This window comes from Ponticaulis koreensis DSM 19734, assembly GCF_000420665.1.
Lineage (GTDB): Bacteria > Pseudomonadota > Alphaproteobacteria > Caulobacterales > Hyphomonadaceae > Ponticaulis > Ponticaulis koreensis.
Window position 1 is genome coordinate 437,298 of record NZ_ATVJ01000001.1, and the last position, 15,441, is coordinate 452,738.

The window sequence follows — 15,441 nt, forward strand, 5'->3', positions numbered from 1 at the left end:
CATGATGAAAGCCGGTTTTGCATTCATGACGGCGTTGGCGAGCCTTACCGCCTGCGCGCATTCCGTCGGCGGCGCGCCCGTGCCAGCCATTCTGGCCAGCGACGCTGAACTGGCGCCGCTCATGGCAGAGCTTCGCGAGATGACCGGCCGGGCCAATGTTGAGCTCGGCGCCGATGATCCGCTGGTTACGCCTATTGTAACGATCCTACCTCCACCCGCCGGACCGTTTGAAGGCAATAATCCAGCGCTACCGACAAGCTACGGGCTGGAGCTGCGTGACGGAGCGTGTGTCCTCGTTGATCAGGACGGCGATTTGGTCCGCACACTTCAGGGCGTAACTTGCGCGCCCTATACGGGCGAGGCCGGGTAAAATCCTTTTGATCTCAACCTGACTTGAGAAATTAAAGACAGGGTCTGCAATCAGAATAAGGAGCAGACTATGAGAGGAAAATCGACATCCAGCGCAGGTATTCGCTTTGGCACTCAAAGCGACCCGACCACATTATGGAGCGCGTTCCGCGATCTGTCACAGGGTGGTCACCTCACCCGCTAGATACAAAAAACCCCTCACCAGCGCGGTGAGGGGTTTCTCAATTCTGAAGGAACGATTGGTTCCTCAAGCAAGGCTTAACTATCAGCCTGCTTTTGACGCCTCGCAGATCGCGTCGATTGTCTCTGCGAGCATGGAGTTGAACTCTTCGTCAGACTGCTGCGCGGAAAGACCTTCAGTCAGTGCGCGGGAGAAGCTTGCGATAACGCCTGTGTTCTGCGCGAGCTTTGCGTTTGAATCTTCGCGGGAATAACCGCCAGACAGAGCCACCACACGCATCACAGCCGGGTGGTCTACAAGCGGCTTATAATGGTTAGGTGTTTCTGGCAGAGTGAGCTTCAGCATAACCTGCGTGCCTTCTGGCAGAGCGTCGAGCTGCTTTGTGATTTCCGCGAGCAGAATGTCTTCAGCTTCAGCCTTGTCCGGCGCGTTGATGTTCACTTCTGGCTCGATGATCGGCATCAGGCCGGCAGCGAGGATCTGCTTGCCAACTTCGAACTGTTGCTCAACAACTGCTGCAACGCCACCCGCATTTGCAGAGTTAATGTTAGAACGCATTTTTGTACCAAAAATGCCTTTGGACACGGCTTTCTCAAGCAGCTTGTCTAGGCCCGGGTTTGGCTTCATGACCTGAACGCCGTTTTCTTCGTCCGCGAGGCCTTTATCGATTTTCAGGAATGGAACAACGCCGCACTCATTCCAGAGATACTCGGCTGTTGGTGTGCCATCAATATCGCCGTCCATTGTGCGTTCGAACAGAATTGCGCCAATAACTTTCTCGCCTGTGAAGGCTGGAGACTTGATGATACGCGTACGCATGTCGTGGATGAGACCAAACATTTCCTCATCATTGGAGTAAGCGCTTTCCTCAACACCATAAAGGCGCAACGCTTTTGGTGTCGAACCACCTGATTGGTCGAGCGCTGCAATAAAGCCGTCTTTTTCTGCAGCCTGTTTGGCCATTTCTGCGTTCATCGTCTTATGTCCCTGCTTATGTGACTATGAAGTGAGTATCGTTCTGACAGTGAAACCTGCCGCTATTATTTCTTGAGTGCCTCTACACCCGGAAGCGCTTTGCCTTCCATCCATTCAAGGAATGCGCCACCCGCGGTGGAGATGAAGGTGAAGCGGTCTGCTGCCTTTGCATGGTTCAGCGCAGCAACTGTGTCACCGCCGCCTGCAACAGCGATGAGAGAGCCTTTTTCACAGCGATCCGCAGCAGCCTGAGCCGCCGCTACTGTCGCTGCATCGAATGGCTCGATTTCGAACGCGCCCAGCGGGCCGTTCCAGATAAGGGTCTTTGCGGCATCCATAACCGTTTCAATACGGGTCACAGTGGCCGGGCCCGCATCAAGGATCATCTCGTCTGCTTCGACTTCCGGCAGGCTACAAATGCGGTTTGGCGCATTCGCGGCGAACTCTTTGGCGCAGACCAGATCAACCGGCAGAACCAGCTCGCAGCCAGCAGCTTTGGCATTGACTTCGATCTCTTTAGCCGTGTCAGCAAGGTCATGCTCGCACAGTGACTTGCCGACATCAGTGCCGCGCGCCGCGAGGAAGGTGTTCGCCATACCGCCGCCAATGACGAGGTAATCCACTTTCGCAACGAGGTTCTTCAGAAGATCAATCTTGGAGGAGACTTTCGCGCCGCCAACAACCGCCACAACCGGACGCTCCGGCGCGCCGAGCGCAGCGTTCAGCGCATCAAGCTCGCGCTCCATGCTCTTACCCGCATAGGCCGGAAGGTGATCTGCGAGACCCACTGTAGATACGTGCGCACGGTGCGCAGCAGAGAAGGCGTCGGACACGAAAATATCGCCGAGCTTTGCCATTTCAGCGGCCAGCTCCGGATCGTTCTTCTCTTCGCCTTTATAGTAGCGTGTGTTTTCCAGAAGAATGATGCCGGTTTCGTCCAGAGCATCAATCGCCGCTTTAGCGCCCTCGCCTTTGCAATCTTCATAAAACGAAACCGGTTGGCCGATCACTTGCGCGAAAGCCGGTGCGATAGGCGCGAGACTCATCTCAGGCACGCGCTCACCTTTTGGACGACCAAAGTGCGCCAGAAGCGCTACTTTCGCGCCCTTGCCGCGCAGAGCGTTTACTGTGTCCACCGCTGAAACCAGACGCGTATCATCGCTGACTTTGCCGTCCGCCATTGGCACGTTGAAATCGACACGAACCAGTGCCGTTTTGCCAGTCAGATCGCCTGCGTCGTCAATGCGGTTAAAATCAGCCATTCATCAATTCCCTGCTTTTGTAAAAACCGCGCGCAGTAATGCTGCCGGGCCTGTGTGATAAGGACCCTCTTCGAGTCGCTCAATGCCTGTCAGCAGAGACTCTTCGCGAAGGCCCTCGAAATCAGAGCGGATATCTCCCGCGCTGTAGAGCATGTCGACGTCCGGCGGTCCGCCAGACTGGTATTTTTCCTGATATCCGATCTGGTCCTTAGTGAACCCTTCCAAAAAGACAAAGCCGCCCGGTGCGAGCGACTTTGAAAAATGAGAATGAAGGTGCGGACGGACTGCAGATGGCACATGGGCAAACATGGATGCCACAAGGTCAAATTTGGCCTCTGGCCATGCCCAGGCAAACAGATCTGCTTCAATGGTTTTCACGGACACACCCTTGCGGGCTGCAAGTTCAGCTGTACGCTCCAGGCCGACAGGTGAAATATCAACGGCTGTCACATCAAGGCCAAGTTCAGCCAGAAAGACCGCATCACGTCCCTGGCCGGACGCAGGCACAAGCGCTGTTTTGCAATTTGAAGCGATAAGGTCGGACCAGCCGAGCAACAGGCGGCTTGGACGATCGCCATAGGCAAAACCGTCTTCCGAAAATCTTGCGTCCCAGAATTCCTTTGGAATGCCTTGAGACAAGATACGCCCCCGCTTAACTCAACCCAGATACCGGCGTGAGACATACCTCACAATGGCGTAATGTCCAGCACATGGGACAATTGAAACCGCCTATTTCATGCATTTTGCATGCAAGACATGCGGATTCTTCGATGAGGCCCAAAACACAAAGCCCGGCACGCAAAACGTACCGGGCTTCTGATCAGGTCAGCCTAAACGCTGAAACTAGATAAGCTTTGCCATAGCAACTGCTGTATCAGACATGCGGGTCGCGAAGCCCCACTCATTGTCATACCAGCTGAGAACAGAGCAGAAATTGCCGTCCATGACTTTGGTCTGTTCCATGTGGAAGATGGAAGAGTGGTCGTCATGGTTGAAGTCAGTTGAAACGTTCGGCGCGTATGTATAGCCGAGAACGCCTTTCAGAGCGCCGTCAGCCGCCGCTTTGATCGCGTTATTGATCTCGTCGACTGTTGTGTCTTTCTTCGCGATGAACTTCAGGTCAACAACAGACACGTTCGGTGTAGGAACGCGCATGGAGAAGCCGTCCAGCTTGCCATTCAGTTCCGGCAGAACGAGGCCTACAGCTTTCGCCGCGCCTGTAGATGTCGGGATCATGGACATTGCAGCCGCACGTGCACGGTACAGGTCGCCATGCATACGGTCGAGCGTAGGCTGGTCACCTGTGTAGGAGTGGATGGTTGTCATCATGCCGCGCTCAATGCCGATCGCGTCGTTGAGGACTTTCGCCACTGGAGAGAGGCAGTTGGTTGTGCAAGACGCGTTGGAAACAACGAGGTCGTCTTTCGTCAGCGTGTCATGGTTCACACCGTAAACGATTGTCTTGTCAGCGCCAGATGCCGGAGCAGAAACCAGGACGCGCTTTGCGCCAGCTTCAAGGTGCATTGCAGCTTTGTCGCGCGCCGTGAAGATGCCAGTACACTCGAGAGCGATATCAACATCCATTTCGCGCCATGGCAGCTCTTTCGGGTCACGAACAGCTGTGCACAGGAATTCCTGATTGCCAGCTTTGATGGTTTCGCCGTCAACTTCTACAGGAACCGGAAGTTTGCCGTGTACGGAGTCGAACTGCAGGAGGTGCGCGTTTGTCGCGACCGGACCGAGATCGTTGATTGCGACAACTTTAATGTCATCACGGTTGTGCTCGATGATAGAGCGGAGAACCAGTCGACCAATACGTCCAAAACCATTAATCGCGACGCGAACTGCCATTCTTACCTCCAGTAAGTTACAAAACGAGTGTTCCCCCACGGAACGGAATTTGCGCGTTCTCTAGACCCAGATTGGGTGAAGGTCCAGTGATGACGGGATGAAACTTTGCTTAACCCTGTCAAACGCGCGTGATGGATCACTGCTTCTCGGGGTGGATGCCGGTCCATGTCGCATCGACATAGGCCTTGATACTGGCATTGTCGGTTTCAAGGTCGCCGGTCAGGTCCATGAAGCGGTCCAGTACAACCCGTTTGCCAATGCCATCAAAAGCAGCAAGGAAAACCGGCAGGCCCGTCGCATAGGACACGCGCAGATATCCGCTCTTATATTTGTCGACTTTGGACCGCGTGCCTTCAGGTGGAAAGCCGACAACGACTTCATCACGGCTCTCGATCAGATCAATCATCTGGTCAACTGTTGCACGCGCATTACCGCTGCGATCAACCGGATGGCCACCAACAGCGCGAAAGAGTATTCCCATAGGCCAGAAGAACCACTCCTTCTTTACAAGGATGGTGTAGTGCAGCCCGATAGACAGCATGGAGAACGTCGCTGCCAGCGCATCCCAGTTTGAGGTGTGCGGAGCGCCAATCAGAATGATTTTGGGTTCATCTGGAAGCTTGCCTGAAATCTTCCAGCCCATCAGTTTCAGCCCCGTCGAGCCGATCCAGCGTGTGAAAGCATTACCTTTACGCGGCGAACGCGCACCGATGTGCGGATTATCGTATTCCAGCTGAGGTCTCCTGCCCTGATTTTATTATCTTGCAATAAGCGTATCGGGTTTGTCCGGCAGAGAGAAGAGGAGACTATATTTAAGTCGATCTGGCCTCTGGCACGAGATCTCGAACCATCTCTGCAATCTCTCGCCAGCCCTTATAAACGACAAGTTCACCGCAATCTGGAACAATCGTCAGATGCGTCGCCGGATGCACGTCCATAAACTCTTTGATACGCTCCGGGATCATCTGATGGTCATTCTCTCCGACGATCAGGCGCACAGGTTTCTGGAACCGTGAAAACTCCGGAAAGCCATCATAATGGGCGAACTCAAACTCACGTATAAAACTTTCCGGCCCCTGACTGATGCCGTGCGCGCAGGCATTACGAAGCAGCGCGCGATACACAGGGTGGTTCATGATCTGCTGGTCAGCTTTGGAGTGTCCGTAGGCCCGCGTAAGGTACCAGTCGAGCCCTTTCTCGTACATGATGCGCTGACCGGCCCGCGCAAGCATACGCGCAGCCCATGGCGCCTTCTCCACGAGATCCAGAAAGGTGTTGTGTATGAAAGGCAAATGCCTGCGCCGGGATTTGTCATACATGGGAAAGAAACCCCCGACGGAAATCAAACCGCCAACTTTCTCAGGATACAGTGTTCCAAAACGCGCCACGCCCATACCGGTGAAAGTGTGCGCCACAAAGTACAGCTTTCCAACATTCAGGTGCGTATGCAGATCGTTGATTGCTTCAATAAAATCATCGATCACAGGCATGTCGTAGCGCGCTTCGCTATTGCCAAAGCCCGGACGTGAGAACGTGATCAGACGCACACCTATTTCCCGATAATAGCGGTCCGCCTCCTCGGACAGGGTAATGCCGACGGAGTGCCCGTGAAGCAGGATAACCGGTACGCCGTCTTTCGCGCCAAGCCAGGAATAAGCAAGCTTGCGCCCTGACGGCGTCTTGAAGACACGTTCGCGACCGTAAGGATCGCGCCATACAGGAATACTCGTCTCATCTTTTTTCGTCATTCGAACACAGATGAGCGAGAGAAGCCGAACGAGATCGACCTGTGAAGATGCCCGGGTTTTCTGGAATACAGATGCCAGCTGCAGACGAACCGTGCGGGCTGATGTGTTGCGCTCCTCGGCGATTGCCGTTGTATCACGCAACCGGAACAAAGCCTGGCAGACCTCAGCTTCGGCGTCCGTCAGACCAAACGCCTCGATAATTCCGTTTCTGACGGACGGTGTCCATTCCGGATCCAGAACCCGAATAGCAATCGCATGAACATCACGACCGTTGCGAGGCTCAACGGGAAATATCTCGGCGATGCGTTCATCCATATCGGCCGTGCAAATGCGTACCATACCATGCTGGAGATTGCCGCGATTTTTCAGGTTACGAAGCACGGTACGGAAGGTTTCTACCGAATCGGCAGCCAACCAATCTTCACCGATCTTCTGGCCCTGATTGTGGCCAAACCGCGTGGTCCATTGCTCGTTCGTGCCCAGCACATACTGCTCTGCGGAAACGACGAGTGTTGCGAACGAACCATCAGCGAGCAAGCGATCTACCGGATCGTTTGCAAGCGCCGTGGGCACTTCGCTCGCAAGTTTGTCCGCTTTCTCAATGTGCTGGAATAACTGGTTAGCGAAGCCGCTAATTCCTGATGAGCTATTCTCGCCGCCAGCTTTATCGAGACGGTCCTGCCAGGCTGCAACGAGCCCGTCGAAAGCGTCCGCGTCGCTGATCACACGATAGCTTTGTGCTACGATTTCAAAGTCTTCCTCGCGAAGATCTTCCATGAAATGTCACCCCATATGTCACATGACATATGACAAGCGCATCGCGATGTAGTTTTCAACTGTCAAAAGCTGGTCCTGCGGGGGACGTGCCTAAAAAAACACTCTCGAAGCGCGACATTCGCTCTGTCCGCGCTCTCGCTCTGAAACGCGTTCCTATAAAAAGGGACGCGTTCTTTTTTTGGCCGGTCGTCCAGAAACGAAAAAGGCGCCCCGTCATGGAACGGAGCGCCTTCGAAATTCAGATAACTACGTATCAGACCAGTGCTTTGGCCGAAGCCACAACGCCTTCGGCTGTGATGCCAAAATGCTTGAACAGGTCTTTGTAAGGCGCGCTCGCGCCAAACGAGTTCATGCCGACGAAGCCGCCTTTACGGCCGATCCACTGATCCCAGCCCGTGCGAACACCGGCTTCAACTGCGAGCTTAGGCAGGTCACCGCCCAGAACGTCGTCAATGTAAGCCTCGTCCTGCTCGGCGAAGATTTCCCAGCAAGGCAGAGACACAACGCGTGCTGCGATGCCCTCAGCTTTCAGGCTCTCCTGAGCAGCGAGTGCAATCTCGACTTCAGAGCCTGTCGCAACGATTACAAGCTGCGCATCGCCTTCGGCTTCTGAAAGGACATAACCACCTTTGGCAGACTTGTTCTCTGACACGTCGCCGGAACGTGCCGGAGCGAGGCCCTGACGGGTCAGAACCATCATGCTCGGGCCGTCTGTGCGTGCGAGCGCCAATTCCCAGCATTCAGCCGTCTCAACGCCGTCAGCAGGGCGGAAGACGTTGATGTTCGGCATAGCGCGGAAGCTTGCGAGATGCTCAACCGGCTGGTGGGTCGGACCATCTTCGCCAAGACCGATTGAGTCGTGTGTCATCACGTGGATGACAGGCGTGCCCATCAGAGCGCCAAGACGGATCGCAGCGCGGGAATAGTCAGAGAAGACGAAGAATGTGCCGGAGTAAGGAATTACACCGCCATGCAGCGACATACCATTCATCGCAGACGCCATGCCGTGCTCGCGCACACCATAGTGGATGTAGCGACCAGCATAATCGCCGGATGTCAGAGGACCGGTCGAGCTTGTCTTGGTGTTGTTGGAACCTGTGAGGTCAGCAGACCCGCCAATCATGGTTGGCAGAACCTTGGTAGCGGCTTCCAGCGCAGCGCCAGACCACTGACGTGTCGCCTTCTTTTCCTGACCGTCAGACACAGCCTGTTTGTGCGCCTTCATGACGTCAGCGAGTTCTGCAGGGATCACACGATCCATAGCTGCAGTGAACTCAGCCTGTTTGTCAGATGCAGCCAGACGACCTTCCCATTCTCTACGTGTCGCTGCGCCGCGAGCGCCTGCTTCACGCCATGTTGAGAGGACATCTTCCGGCACAACGAATGGTGCGTGGTCCCAGCCGATATTCTTGCGAATGCCTTCGATTTCGGACGCACCGTAAGGCCCGCCATGGGCTTTGCCTGTGCCTTCGATTGTCGGCGCGCCGTACCCAATGCGTGTTTTGCAGGCGATCATGACCGGGCGGTCAGATGATTTCGCCCACTCAAGTGCCTGATCAATCGCGGTCGGGTCGTGACCGTCAATCGCCGCAACAGCCCAGCCCGCAGCTTCAAAGCGTTTGATCTGGTCTGTTTCGTCGGCCACGTCGAGCGTGCCATCGATCGTAACGTTGTTATCGTCCCAGAGCACGATCAGCTTGTTGAGCTTCATATGGCCCGCAAGCGTAATCGCTTCCTGGCTAACACCTTCCATGAGGCAGCCATCGCCAGCGATCACCCATGTATTGTGGTCGACAACGTCATCACCGAATTTCGCATTCAGGTGACGCTCGGCGATCGCCATACCGACAGCCGTTGCGATACCCTGACCGAGTGGGCCGGTTGTTGTCTCTACGCCTTCGGTCACGAAGTTTTCCGGGTGGCCCGGAGTAGCCGCGCCAAGCTGGCGGAAGTTTTCAATATCGCTCAGAGAAACGCTCTCATATCCTGTCAGATACAGGAGAGAGTAGATGAGCATGGAGCCGTGGCCCGCTGACAGGACGAACCGGTCGCGGTCAGCCCATTTAGGCGCCTTCGGATCATACTTCAGATGTTTGGTGTACAGAATGGTTGCGACGTCCGCCATGCCGAGCGGCATGCCGACGTGACCACTTGCAGCCTTCTCGACAGCGTCCATAGAAAGTGCACGGATCGCATTAGCCATATCCTGATGGGAAGCGGGGGAAGAGGACATGTCATTATTCCTTTGAGCAGCGTTACCGCGCACAAACTGAGTCTGGCCCGTTACGTCAAGGCTTGATATTTGCTCTGAACTGCATTTTTGGGAATAATGCCTGTGATTCTTGAAGTTAATTTCGGCGGCAAAAGGCCATGACCCAGTTAAAAGACGCCGTTTCAGACCTCGAGGCTGCCCTACGCCGCCTCGAAAATAGTGTTGAGTCCCTGACTGACAGACACGCTCCCGGGCGCATCATGCAGGCTGAAGCCGAAGCGCTGCGCCGCGACCGTGCAAAACTGGCAGAAGACCTTGATGCCTCACGCGCAAGAGAACGCGAACTTGAAGCGCTGGCTGACGAAGCCTCCAAAGCGCTCGGCGTTGCGATTGCAGAAGTCAAAGCGGCCATGCAGGCCCAGCCACAGAACACTTAAGCAGGATTGCTGAACGCTCATGTCCAAAGCTGATATCGTCATTCGCGGCAAAACCTACTCCATCGCATGTGCGGAGGGTCAGGAACCGCGTCTCATCGCGCTCGGCGAAAAGCTGAACGAACGTCTGGAAGCGCTAGTCTCTGCTATTGGCGATGTCGGCGATACCCGCCTGCTCGTTGCTGCTGGGCTTTCGCTCATCGACGAACTTGAGAGCGGCGAAGGAAGTGATTCCGAGTTTGCCGATCTCGACAATCGTATCACGCTGGTCGAGCGCACCGCTGCGGCGGCACTTTCAGAGGCTGCCGCACGCATCAACCAGATTGCGGACCGCGTCGATCAGGCAGGCTAAGATAACTGTGCGTTCCGGAATTTTTCCAAACACGCCGGAATAAAACATCAGCTACCACGTCACTCCAGCATCAACACGATGACGAAGGAGTGTGTGATGCTTAAGACAGTTTCCATTTCGACACTGACACTCGCAGCAGTGCTTGGCTTTCAAGCTCAGGCGCAATCTGTATCCGTAGATGTTTCTGCGAGCGGTGCCGGTTCAGCAACAGCAACCAATAACGCCGTCACAACAACGGTCACCGCCGAAGGGAATGCCGACGCACAAGCGTCCGTGTCGCCAGAAGGTGTAGAACGCTCAGCCGAAGCCGAAGGTGACGCAGACACAGACACGTCGGTTTCGCCAGGCATGACCGATGAAGCAAGCATCGCTGCAGAAGGGGCAGCCGAACGCACAGTAACGCTTGCAGGTGAAACCTCGGGCCGGGTCCTCGGCGAAAGCACTAGCTTCGTTGTAACGGCAGAACGCCAGAGCGAAGCCGCGATCAATGGCGCAATCGAAGACGGCGAAGCAACCGTTGAAGGCGCTGCCGAAACGACGCGCATGGTTTCAGCGCAGGCTGAAGGCGCGCTGAACGGCACGCTCGAAGCGACGAGCTCACGCGCAGCCGCCGGTTCTGCGACAATCACGGGTCTGGCCGACGACTCTGTGCCGGATCTTAGCGGTGCGGGCGATCTGCCGGTCGCAACTGAAATCGCTGGCGAGATTTCCGGTGACGTCGCTTCAAACCTGTCCGCCACAATCAATGATGCCGTCAGCGCAGACATTGCAGGCGACCTTGCGGGCACTGTGAATGCTGAAATTGCCGGCGAGATCGGGGCAACCATTCGCGAAGCTCTCGCGACAGATATCGGCTCTGATATCCGCGAGAACGTTGTGAACGACATCAGAAACAACCTGCCGCTCTAACCCCCGAGAGCAGCAGTGGCCGGCGCTCCCCCGCGCCGGCCTTTCCCCTGACAGATTATACCGGAGTAGACTTCATGAAACGTCCGATCCCATATCGGCGCATAGGCGCACTTTGCCTTTTGACCGCCCTCGCCCAACCGGCCATCGCGCAAGACGATCCGGTCACGTTTTCTGGTTCTGTAAGCGCAGGCATTGGCTCTGATTCCAATGTCGGCATTCCGGAGCTTGACCAGACAACAGGTGAAGGTGACCTCTCCTATCTGTTCAGCCTGGAAGGTAATGTTGAAGCAGATGCAAGCGAGCGCCTGACACTGCGCGCAGGCTATGAACTCGCCCATACCAGCTATCAGGACTTCTATCAGTTTTCCCTGCAGACACACCGGGGTTCGCTGGAAGCTGTCTATGATTTTGATGTCGTGGAAGTCGGCGTTCTCTACAACTATGTCCATGCACGCCTCGATAGCGAAGGCTATCTGAACTATCAGCAGATTTCGCCGTACGTGACGCATCTGGCCGGTGACCGTGTTTTCCTGCGCGGCGCTCTGGAATTCACAGACAAGGATTTCCAGACTGACGATGCCCGCGACGCCGAAGGACAGGGCCTGCGCGGCGACGTTTATTACTTCATCGATGGCGCATCGCAGTATGTCTCCCTCACCGGGCGCGTCCGCGAAGAAGACGCAAATTCAGATCTGTTTGACTTCACCGGCATGAGCGTTGATGCGCGCTATAATCAGGACTTTACGGTTCTGGACCGATCTGCGGAGCTTCGCATTGGTGGAGGCTATGAAAGCCGGGAGTATGACGGCGTGGATCCGCTGATCAGTGACGCCCGCAGTGACGACATCCTATCTGCGCAAACGGGTCTGGAGTTTGAACTCGCCGGCCCGCTCGCGCTCGACGTCGACTACAGCTATCGCGACCGCCAATCGAACCTGCCAAGTGCCGATTACGATGAGCACGTTGCCGAGCTAAGACTTCGAGCTAGCTTTTAGGTCAGTCTTCCTTCCTTGGGGCTATCATCAGCACCCCATAGCCGATGGCCTCATCCTTAGCCTGATCCTGCGTCCAGCCTACGGCGCGGATCAGGCGATTTTCTGCCTCATCGACTGCGGAAAACTCAGCATCCTCAACCCATCCTGCCAGAAATGCAGAGACAATTGGAGCCGCAAGCGATGTTCCCGAGTCCCGCTGCTCGCCGCCATCAGGCGCGGCGACCAGGACATTGACCCCTTCTGCAGCAATATCGACATAAGGTCCGCGATTGGCCCAGCGATAAGGAACGCCATTTGCGTTCACTGCTGTGACACCGATAACGCCCTCATAGGCTGCCGGATAAAGCGGGCCAGATGCCGGGCCTTCATTTCCAACTGCGGCCACCACGACGATGCCACGCGCCTGTGCGCTCTGAATCATACTTTCCAGCGCCGCATTTGGCGGCCCCGTCAGGCTGAAATTGATGAGATCAACGCCTTCCATAATCATCCAGTCGATTGCTTCGATCAGGCTTGCCGTTGTGGCGCCTGTCGTGCCGTCGCTATCCAGAAAAAATACCGAAGCCCCTAAGAGCTCCGGCGATCTTTGCACGGTCGCATGACGAGACAAAACTGAGGCAACGGACGTACCATGCCCCGTCGGGCGAAGCGCGCCATGACTGACAAAGTCTGCCTCGGTCAATTCCAGAGTCTGAAGCAGAGGATGCCCCTCTTCAATATCGGTATCGACCATGCCGATGCGCAGGCCTCCAACCGCACCTTCGAATGTCATGGGTGCTGCGCCGGGGCGCACATCCTCGGATATATCAGCCTGTGGCTCATCCAGAGCTGCACGGCGGAAGACATGGTTGCGCTCCACAATCTGACCATCAAGTGCGGAAAGTTCTGCTTCTATCTGGTGGCGCGTCGTCGGATCATCAGGAAACTGCACGACAAGCAGCGTTTGAGACACCGACCCAAGATCGGTCTCCTCGAGAATATCCAAAGACAGGGCAGCAAGCTCATCGACCGCGCTTGTCGGCACCATCACGATCCACTCATTGCGCATGACCGGCCAGCCATCGAAACGGTCAATCTCGATGGCACGTCTCGGGCGCACCTGACTGACGGTTTCGCGAACGCCGGAGACGACGCCTCCTGTCAGCTCGCGCGTGGCGTCCAGCGTATTGCCGATGCGATCAGAACTCAGCACACGGTCGGTCAGCACCTCACCCAACTCGCCATCGACGACCCGCTCTGGAAGATCGTCCAGCACGTTATCGAGATTCTGAAGACGGTCTTCTATCGGGCGCTGGATCTGGTCGGACAGCCTGTCTTCCACCCGGTCGGTCACGCCAGGCAGAAGCTGGGCATGAGCAGCGGGAATGGCGGTCAGACAGGTACAGGCGGCGAGCCCGAAACCGATGCGTCTGGCTCCCGCAAAAAGAGATATCACTGGCACACGGCGCTCCATCATCTTAGTCACATGACATAGAGACGGGACAGAACCAAAAAAATTTCACAGTGGCGGGAATAAGAACACATACGGTCCGTCAGTGCAGCATGATGAACAAAAAACCTGATCTTGAACGTGAAATCCTGGAGGCTGTGCCGCATGTCCGGCGCTTTGCCTTCTCGCTCACACGAGATGCGACGGACGCTGACGATCTCGTCCAGTCCGCAATCGAGCGCGTACTTGCACGCGGCGTTCCCGATGATGCCGATCTGAAGAAATGGATGTTCCGCGTCTGCCGCAATCTCTGGATTGACGGACTGCGCGCGAAAAAAGTTCGTCAGGATGCGGTGCCGGAACTTTCAGGGGCACAACCCGAAACCGTATCCAGCGAACAGGTCGCCAGCGCGTCCATTATGTTTGCGCGCACGAAAGATGCGATTGCAGCTCTGCCGGATACGTATCGCGAAGTCCTGACCATAATCGCCATTGGCGGCGCGAGCTATAAAGACGCGGCTGCTCAACTGAACATTCCTATCGGCACGGTGATGAGCCGCCTTGGGCGCGCCCGTGCCATGATCGCAGACAAGGTGGGATATCATGACTGATCTGCCAAAAGACCTCGACGCACGTCTCAGCGCGTTTCTGGATGACGAGCTCGGCGAGCTGGCCCGTGCTGAAATCGAAGCGCTGATCGTCAGCGACGAACGCGTTGCCGAACGCGTTGAAGCCCTCGCACTCGCTGACTCAGACTACATCGAAACTGTCGGCGAGATTGATAGCGCGCCGATGAGCGACAGCCTCAGTCACACAGTTCGAAAACTTGAAGCCTCAGACAAGGGACAGGTTATCCTGTTTCCGGGCTGGCGCCGCGGCATGCAGTTTGTGGAGCGTCACAGTGCGCTCGCCGCCTGCGCAGTGATAGGTATTGCGGTTGCATCCTTCATTCCGCAACTGATGGGCAGCGGTTCGAACGCACTGCCCGACCTTTCCGCTGGCACTGTAATCACGGCAAACTCCGAGCTTGGCAGCTCAATCGCGTCAGCACGCGGCGGAGAGGTGTTCACCGTGTCGGGCACAGAGTTCCAGCCGCGCTTCAGCTATCTTGCGGATAATGAGGCCTGCCGATTGATGGATGCGACCAGCGCATCCGAAACCACGCGGTTTGTTGCCTGCATGACGCCTGATGGCTGGGAGCTGCGCATAGCCGAAGCAACGCCGGTGAGCGACCAGCCTACAGGTGGCCCATTCACGACGGCAAGCGGCCCGGCAGGCGACGCGATTGAAGCTTTTCTGGATGAGACCATGACGGGCGCCCCTCTGGGCACCAATGAAGAAACCGCCCTGATGGAACAAGGCTGGGTAACGCGCGAGGAGATGACTGATGTCGAATAAACTTACCGCCATTCTGCTAGCCGCAGGTATTGCCCTCTCAGCCTGCGCAAGCGCGCCGGACTATACTCAGGCCCGGAACGACCGATCCTCCGGTTATTCTGAAACCCAGCTGGAAGCAGACCGGTATCTGGTGCGTTATCGCGTGCGCAATGACGAACTGGAAGAAGCCCGCACGCTCGCGCTACGCCGCGCAGCTGAGCTCACGCTTCTCAACGGCTTTCAGACATTCGAAATCGTCTCTCAGATCGGAACGCGCGACCGCGAGAGCGACACCTATCACAGCGCCTACCCGGCTGCGCCTGTGGTCGCGCAACGCTGCGGACTTTTGAGCTGTCAGAGCACGGTTATTCATCAGGCCGGAGTTGGAGGCACGACACGCTTTGAACGCGAGGAAAGCCTGGTCGAACTCGACATCGTCATGTCTGACAAAGACGCTCGCGTGAGCCCGTCGCTCTATGATGCGTCGGAAGTGTATTCCTCGCTTTCAGAAGACGACAGCCAATAACAAAAAACCCCGGCCCAAAGGACCGGGGTTTGAACTGAGGGGTT

Annotated in this window: 16 protein-coding genes; 8 read left to right on the plus strand and 8 right to left on the minus strand. The window is 56.1% G+C overall.

Annotated features, from left to right (window positions below; translation table 11 throughout):
- Position 1 precedes the first annotated feature (1 nt).
- Positions 2-370, plus strand: a complete 369-nt coding sequence (locus G523_RS0102355; protein WP_022693415.1) for a hypothetical protein — start codon at positions 2-4, stop codon at positions 368-370.
- A 264-nt stretch (positions 371-634) separates the two neighbouring features.
- Here the strand turns inward: G523_RS0102355 and G523_RS0102360 are convergent, their stop codons facing one another.
- From G523_RS0102360 to tkt, 7 genes are all read right to left on the minus strand, one after another.
- Positions 635-1,525, minus strand: a complete 891-nt coding sequence (locus tag G523_RS0102360) for a fructose bisphosphate aldolase (protein WP_022693416.1) — start codon at positions 1,523-1,525, stop codon at positions 635-637.
- A gap of 65 nt (positions 1,526-1,590) precedes the next feature.
- Positions 1,591-2,787: a phosphoglycerate kinase gene (locus G523_RS0102365; RefSeq protein WP_022693417.1), complete on the minus strand. Its 1,197-nt coding sequence runs from the start codon at positions 2,785-2,787 to the stop codon at positions 1,591-1,593.
- A gap of 3 nt (positions 2,788-2,790) precedes the next feature.
- Positions 2,791-3,426: a class I SAM-dependent methyltransferase gene (locus G523_RS0102370; protein ID WP_022693418.1), complete on the minus strand. Its 636-nt coding sequence runs from the start codon at positions 3,424-3,426 to the stop codon at positions 2,791-2,793.
- Between the two features lie 204 nt (positions 3,427-3,630).
- Positions 3,631-4,638 carry a type I glyceraldehyde-3-phosphate dehydrogenase gene (gene gap, locus G523_RS0102375; RefSeq protein WP_022693419.1) on the minus strand — a complete coding sequence of 336 codons (1,008 nt, stop codon included), beginning with the start codon at positions 4,636-4,638 and terminating at the stop codon, positions 3,631-3,633.
- Positions 4,639-4,774: 136 nt separating this feature from the next.
- On the minus strand, positions 4,775-5,281 hold the full coding sequence (locus tag G523_RS0102380) for a 1-acyl-sn-glycerol-3-phosphate acyltransferase (RefSeq protein WP_022693420.1): 507 nt from the start codon (positions 5,279-5,281) through the stop codon (positions 4,775-4,777).
- A 169-nt stretch (positions 5,282-5,450) separates the two neighbouring features.
- Positions 5,451-7,163, minus strand: coding sequence for an alpha/beta hydrolase (locus G523_RS0102385; RefSeq protein WP_022693421.1), 1,713 nt, complete (start codon positions 7,161-7,163; stop codon positions 5,451-5,453).
- Between the two features lie 253 nt (positions 7,164-7,416).
- Positions 7,417-9,396: a transketolase gene (gene tkt, locus G523_RS0102390; protein ID WP_027441390.1), complete on the minus strand. Its 1,980-nt coding sequence runs from the start codon at positions 9,394-9,396 to the stop codon at positions 7,417-7,419.
- 137 nt (positions 9,397-9,533) lie between these two features.
- Here tkt and G523_RS0102395 point away from each other — a divergent pair, with 137 nt between their 5' ends.
- The 4 genes from G523_RS0102395 (at position 9,534) to G523_RS0102410 (ending at position 12,065) form a co-directional block, all read left to right on the plus strand.
- Entirely contained in the window at positions 9,534-9,812 is a 279-nt protein-coding gene (locus G523_RS0102395) for a DUF4164 family protein (protein ID WP_022693423.1), read from the plus strand.
- A 19-nt stretch (positions 9,813-9,831) separates the two neighbouring features.
- A complete protein-coding gene (locus G523_RS0102400) occupies positions 9,832-10,161 on the plus strand; it encodes a cell division protein ZapA (RefSeq protein ID WP_022693424.1) in 330 nt (109 codons plus the stop codon).
- A 96-nt stretch (positions 10,162-10,257) separates the two neighbouring features.
- Positions 10,258-11,070, plus strand: coding sequence for a hypothetical protein (locus tag G523_RS0102405; protein WP_022693425.1), 813 nt, complete (start codon positions 10,258-10,260; stop codon positions 11,068-11,070).
- Positions 11,071-11,144: 74 nt separating this feature from the next.
- Positions 11,145-12,065 carry an outer membrane beta-barrel protein gene (locus G523_RS0102410; RefSeq protein WP_022693426.1) on the plus strand — a complete coding sequence of 307 codons (921 nt, stop codon included), beginning with the start codon at positions 11,145-11,147 and terminating at the stop codon, positions 12,063-12,065.
- A 1-nt stretch (position 12,066) separates the two neighbouring features.
- Here G523_RS0102410 and G523_RS20020 read toward each other — a convergent pair whose 3' ends face one another.
- Complete coding sequence (locus G523_RS20020) at positions 12,067-13,506, minus strand: S8 family serine peptidase (RefSeq protein WP_162141017.1); 1,440 nt, start codon at positions 13,504-13,506, stop codon at positions 12,067-12,069.
- Between the two features lie 101 nt (positions 13,507-13,607).
- On the opposite strand from G523_RS20020, the gene G523_RS0102420 reads away from it, so the two are divergent.
- The 3 genes from G523_RS0102420 to G523_RS20025 are packed head-to-tail and all read left to right on the plus strand — an operon-like array spanning position 13,608 to position 15,397.
- Positions 13,608-14,105 (plus strand): RNA polymerase sigma factor, encoded by a 498-nt coding sequence (locus G523_RS0102420; protein ID WP_022693428.1) that lies wholly within the window; start codon positions 13,608-13,610, stop codon positions 14,103-14,105.
- Positions 14,098-14,892, plus strand: a complete 795-nt coding sequence (locus G523_RS0102425) for an anti-sigma factor (RefSeq protein WP_022693429.1) — start codon at positions 14,098-14,100, stop codon at positions 14,890-14,892. The genes G523_RS0102420 and G523_RS0102425 overlap by 8 nt, the downstream gene beginning before the upstream one ends.
- Positions 14,882-15,397, plus strand: coding sequence for a CC0125/CC1285 family lipoprotein (locus tag G523_RS20025; protein ID WP_022693430.1), 516 nt, complete (start codon positions 14,882-14,884; stop codon positions 15,395-15,397). The genes G523_RS0102425 and G523_RS20025 overlap by 11 nt, the downstream gene beginning before the upstream one ends.
- Positions 15,398-15,441 lie beyond the last annotated feature (44 nt).

What these genes read in the sequence shown, in the direction of transcription:
- G523_RS0102355 (WP_022693415.1), top strand. Translation starts at nt 2, where the DNA reads ATGATGAAAGCCGGTTTTGCATTCATGACGGCGTTGGCGAGCCTTACC.
- G523_RS0102360 (WP_022693416.1), bottom strand. Translation starts at nt 1,525, where the DNA reads ATGAACGCAGAAATGGCCAAACAGGCTGCAGAAAAAGACGGCTTTATT.
- G523_RS0102365 (WP_022693417.1), bottom strand. Translation starts at nt 2,787, where the DNA reads ATGGCTGATTTTAACCGCATTGACGACGCAGGCGATCTGACTGGCAAA.
- gap (WP_022693419.1), bottom strand. Translation starts at nt 4,638, where the DNA reads ATGGCAGTTCGCGTCGCGATTAATGGTTTTGGACGTATTGGTCGACTG.
- G523_RS0102380 (WP_022693420.1), bottom strand. Translation starts at nt 5,281, where the DNA reads ATGGGCTGGAAGATTTCAGGCAAGCTTCCAGATGAACCCAAAATCATT.
- G523_RS0102385 (WP_022693421.1), bottom strand. Translation starts at nt 7,163, where the DNA reads ATGGAAGATCTTCGCGAGGAAGACTTTGAAATCGTAGCACAAAGCTAT.
- tkt (WP_027441390.1), bottom strand. Translation starts at nt 9,396, where the DNA reads ATGTCCTCTTCCCCCGCTTCCCATCAGGATATGGCTAATGCGATCCGT.
- G523_RS0102395 (WP_022693423.1), top strand. Translation starts at nt 9,534, where the DNA reads ATGACCCAGTTAAAAGACGCCGTTTCAGACCTCGAGGCTGCCCTACGC.
- G523_RS0102400 (WP_022693424.1), top strand. Translation starts at nt 9,832, where the DNA reads ATGTCCAAAGCTGATATCGTCATTCGCGGCAAAACCTACTCCATCGCA.
- G523_RS0102405 (WP_022693425.1), top strand. Translation starts at nt 10,258, where the DNA reads ATGCTTAAGACAGTTTCCATTTCGACACTGACACTCGCAGCAGTGCTT.
- G523_RS0102410 (WP_022693426.1), top strand. Translation starts at nt 11,145, where the DNA reads ATGAAACGTCCGATCCCATATCGGCGCATAGGCGCACTTTGCCTTTTG.
- G523_RS0102420 (WP_022693428.1), top strand. Translation starts at nt 13,608, where the DNA reads ATGATGAACAAAAAACCTGATCTTGAACGTGAAATCCTGGAGGCTGTG.
- G523_RS0102425 (WP_022693429.1), top strand. Translation starts at nt 14,098, where the DNA reads ATGACTGATCTGCCAAAAGACCTCGACGCACGTCTCAGCGCGTTTCTG.
- G523_RS20025 (WP_022693430.1), top strand. Translation starts at nt 14,882, where the DNA reads ATGTCGAATAAACTTACCGCCATTCTGCTAGCCGCAGGTATTGCCCTC.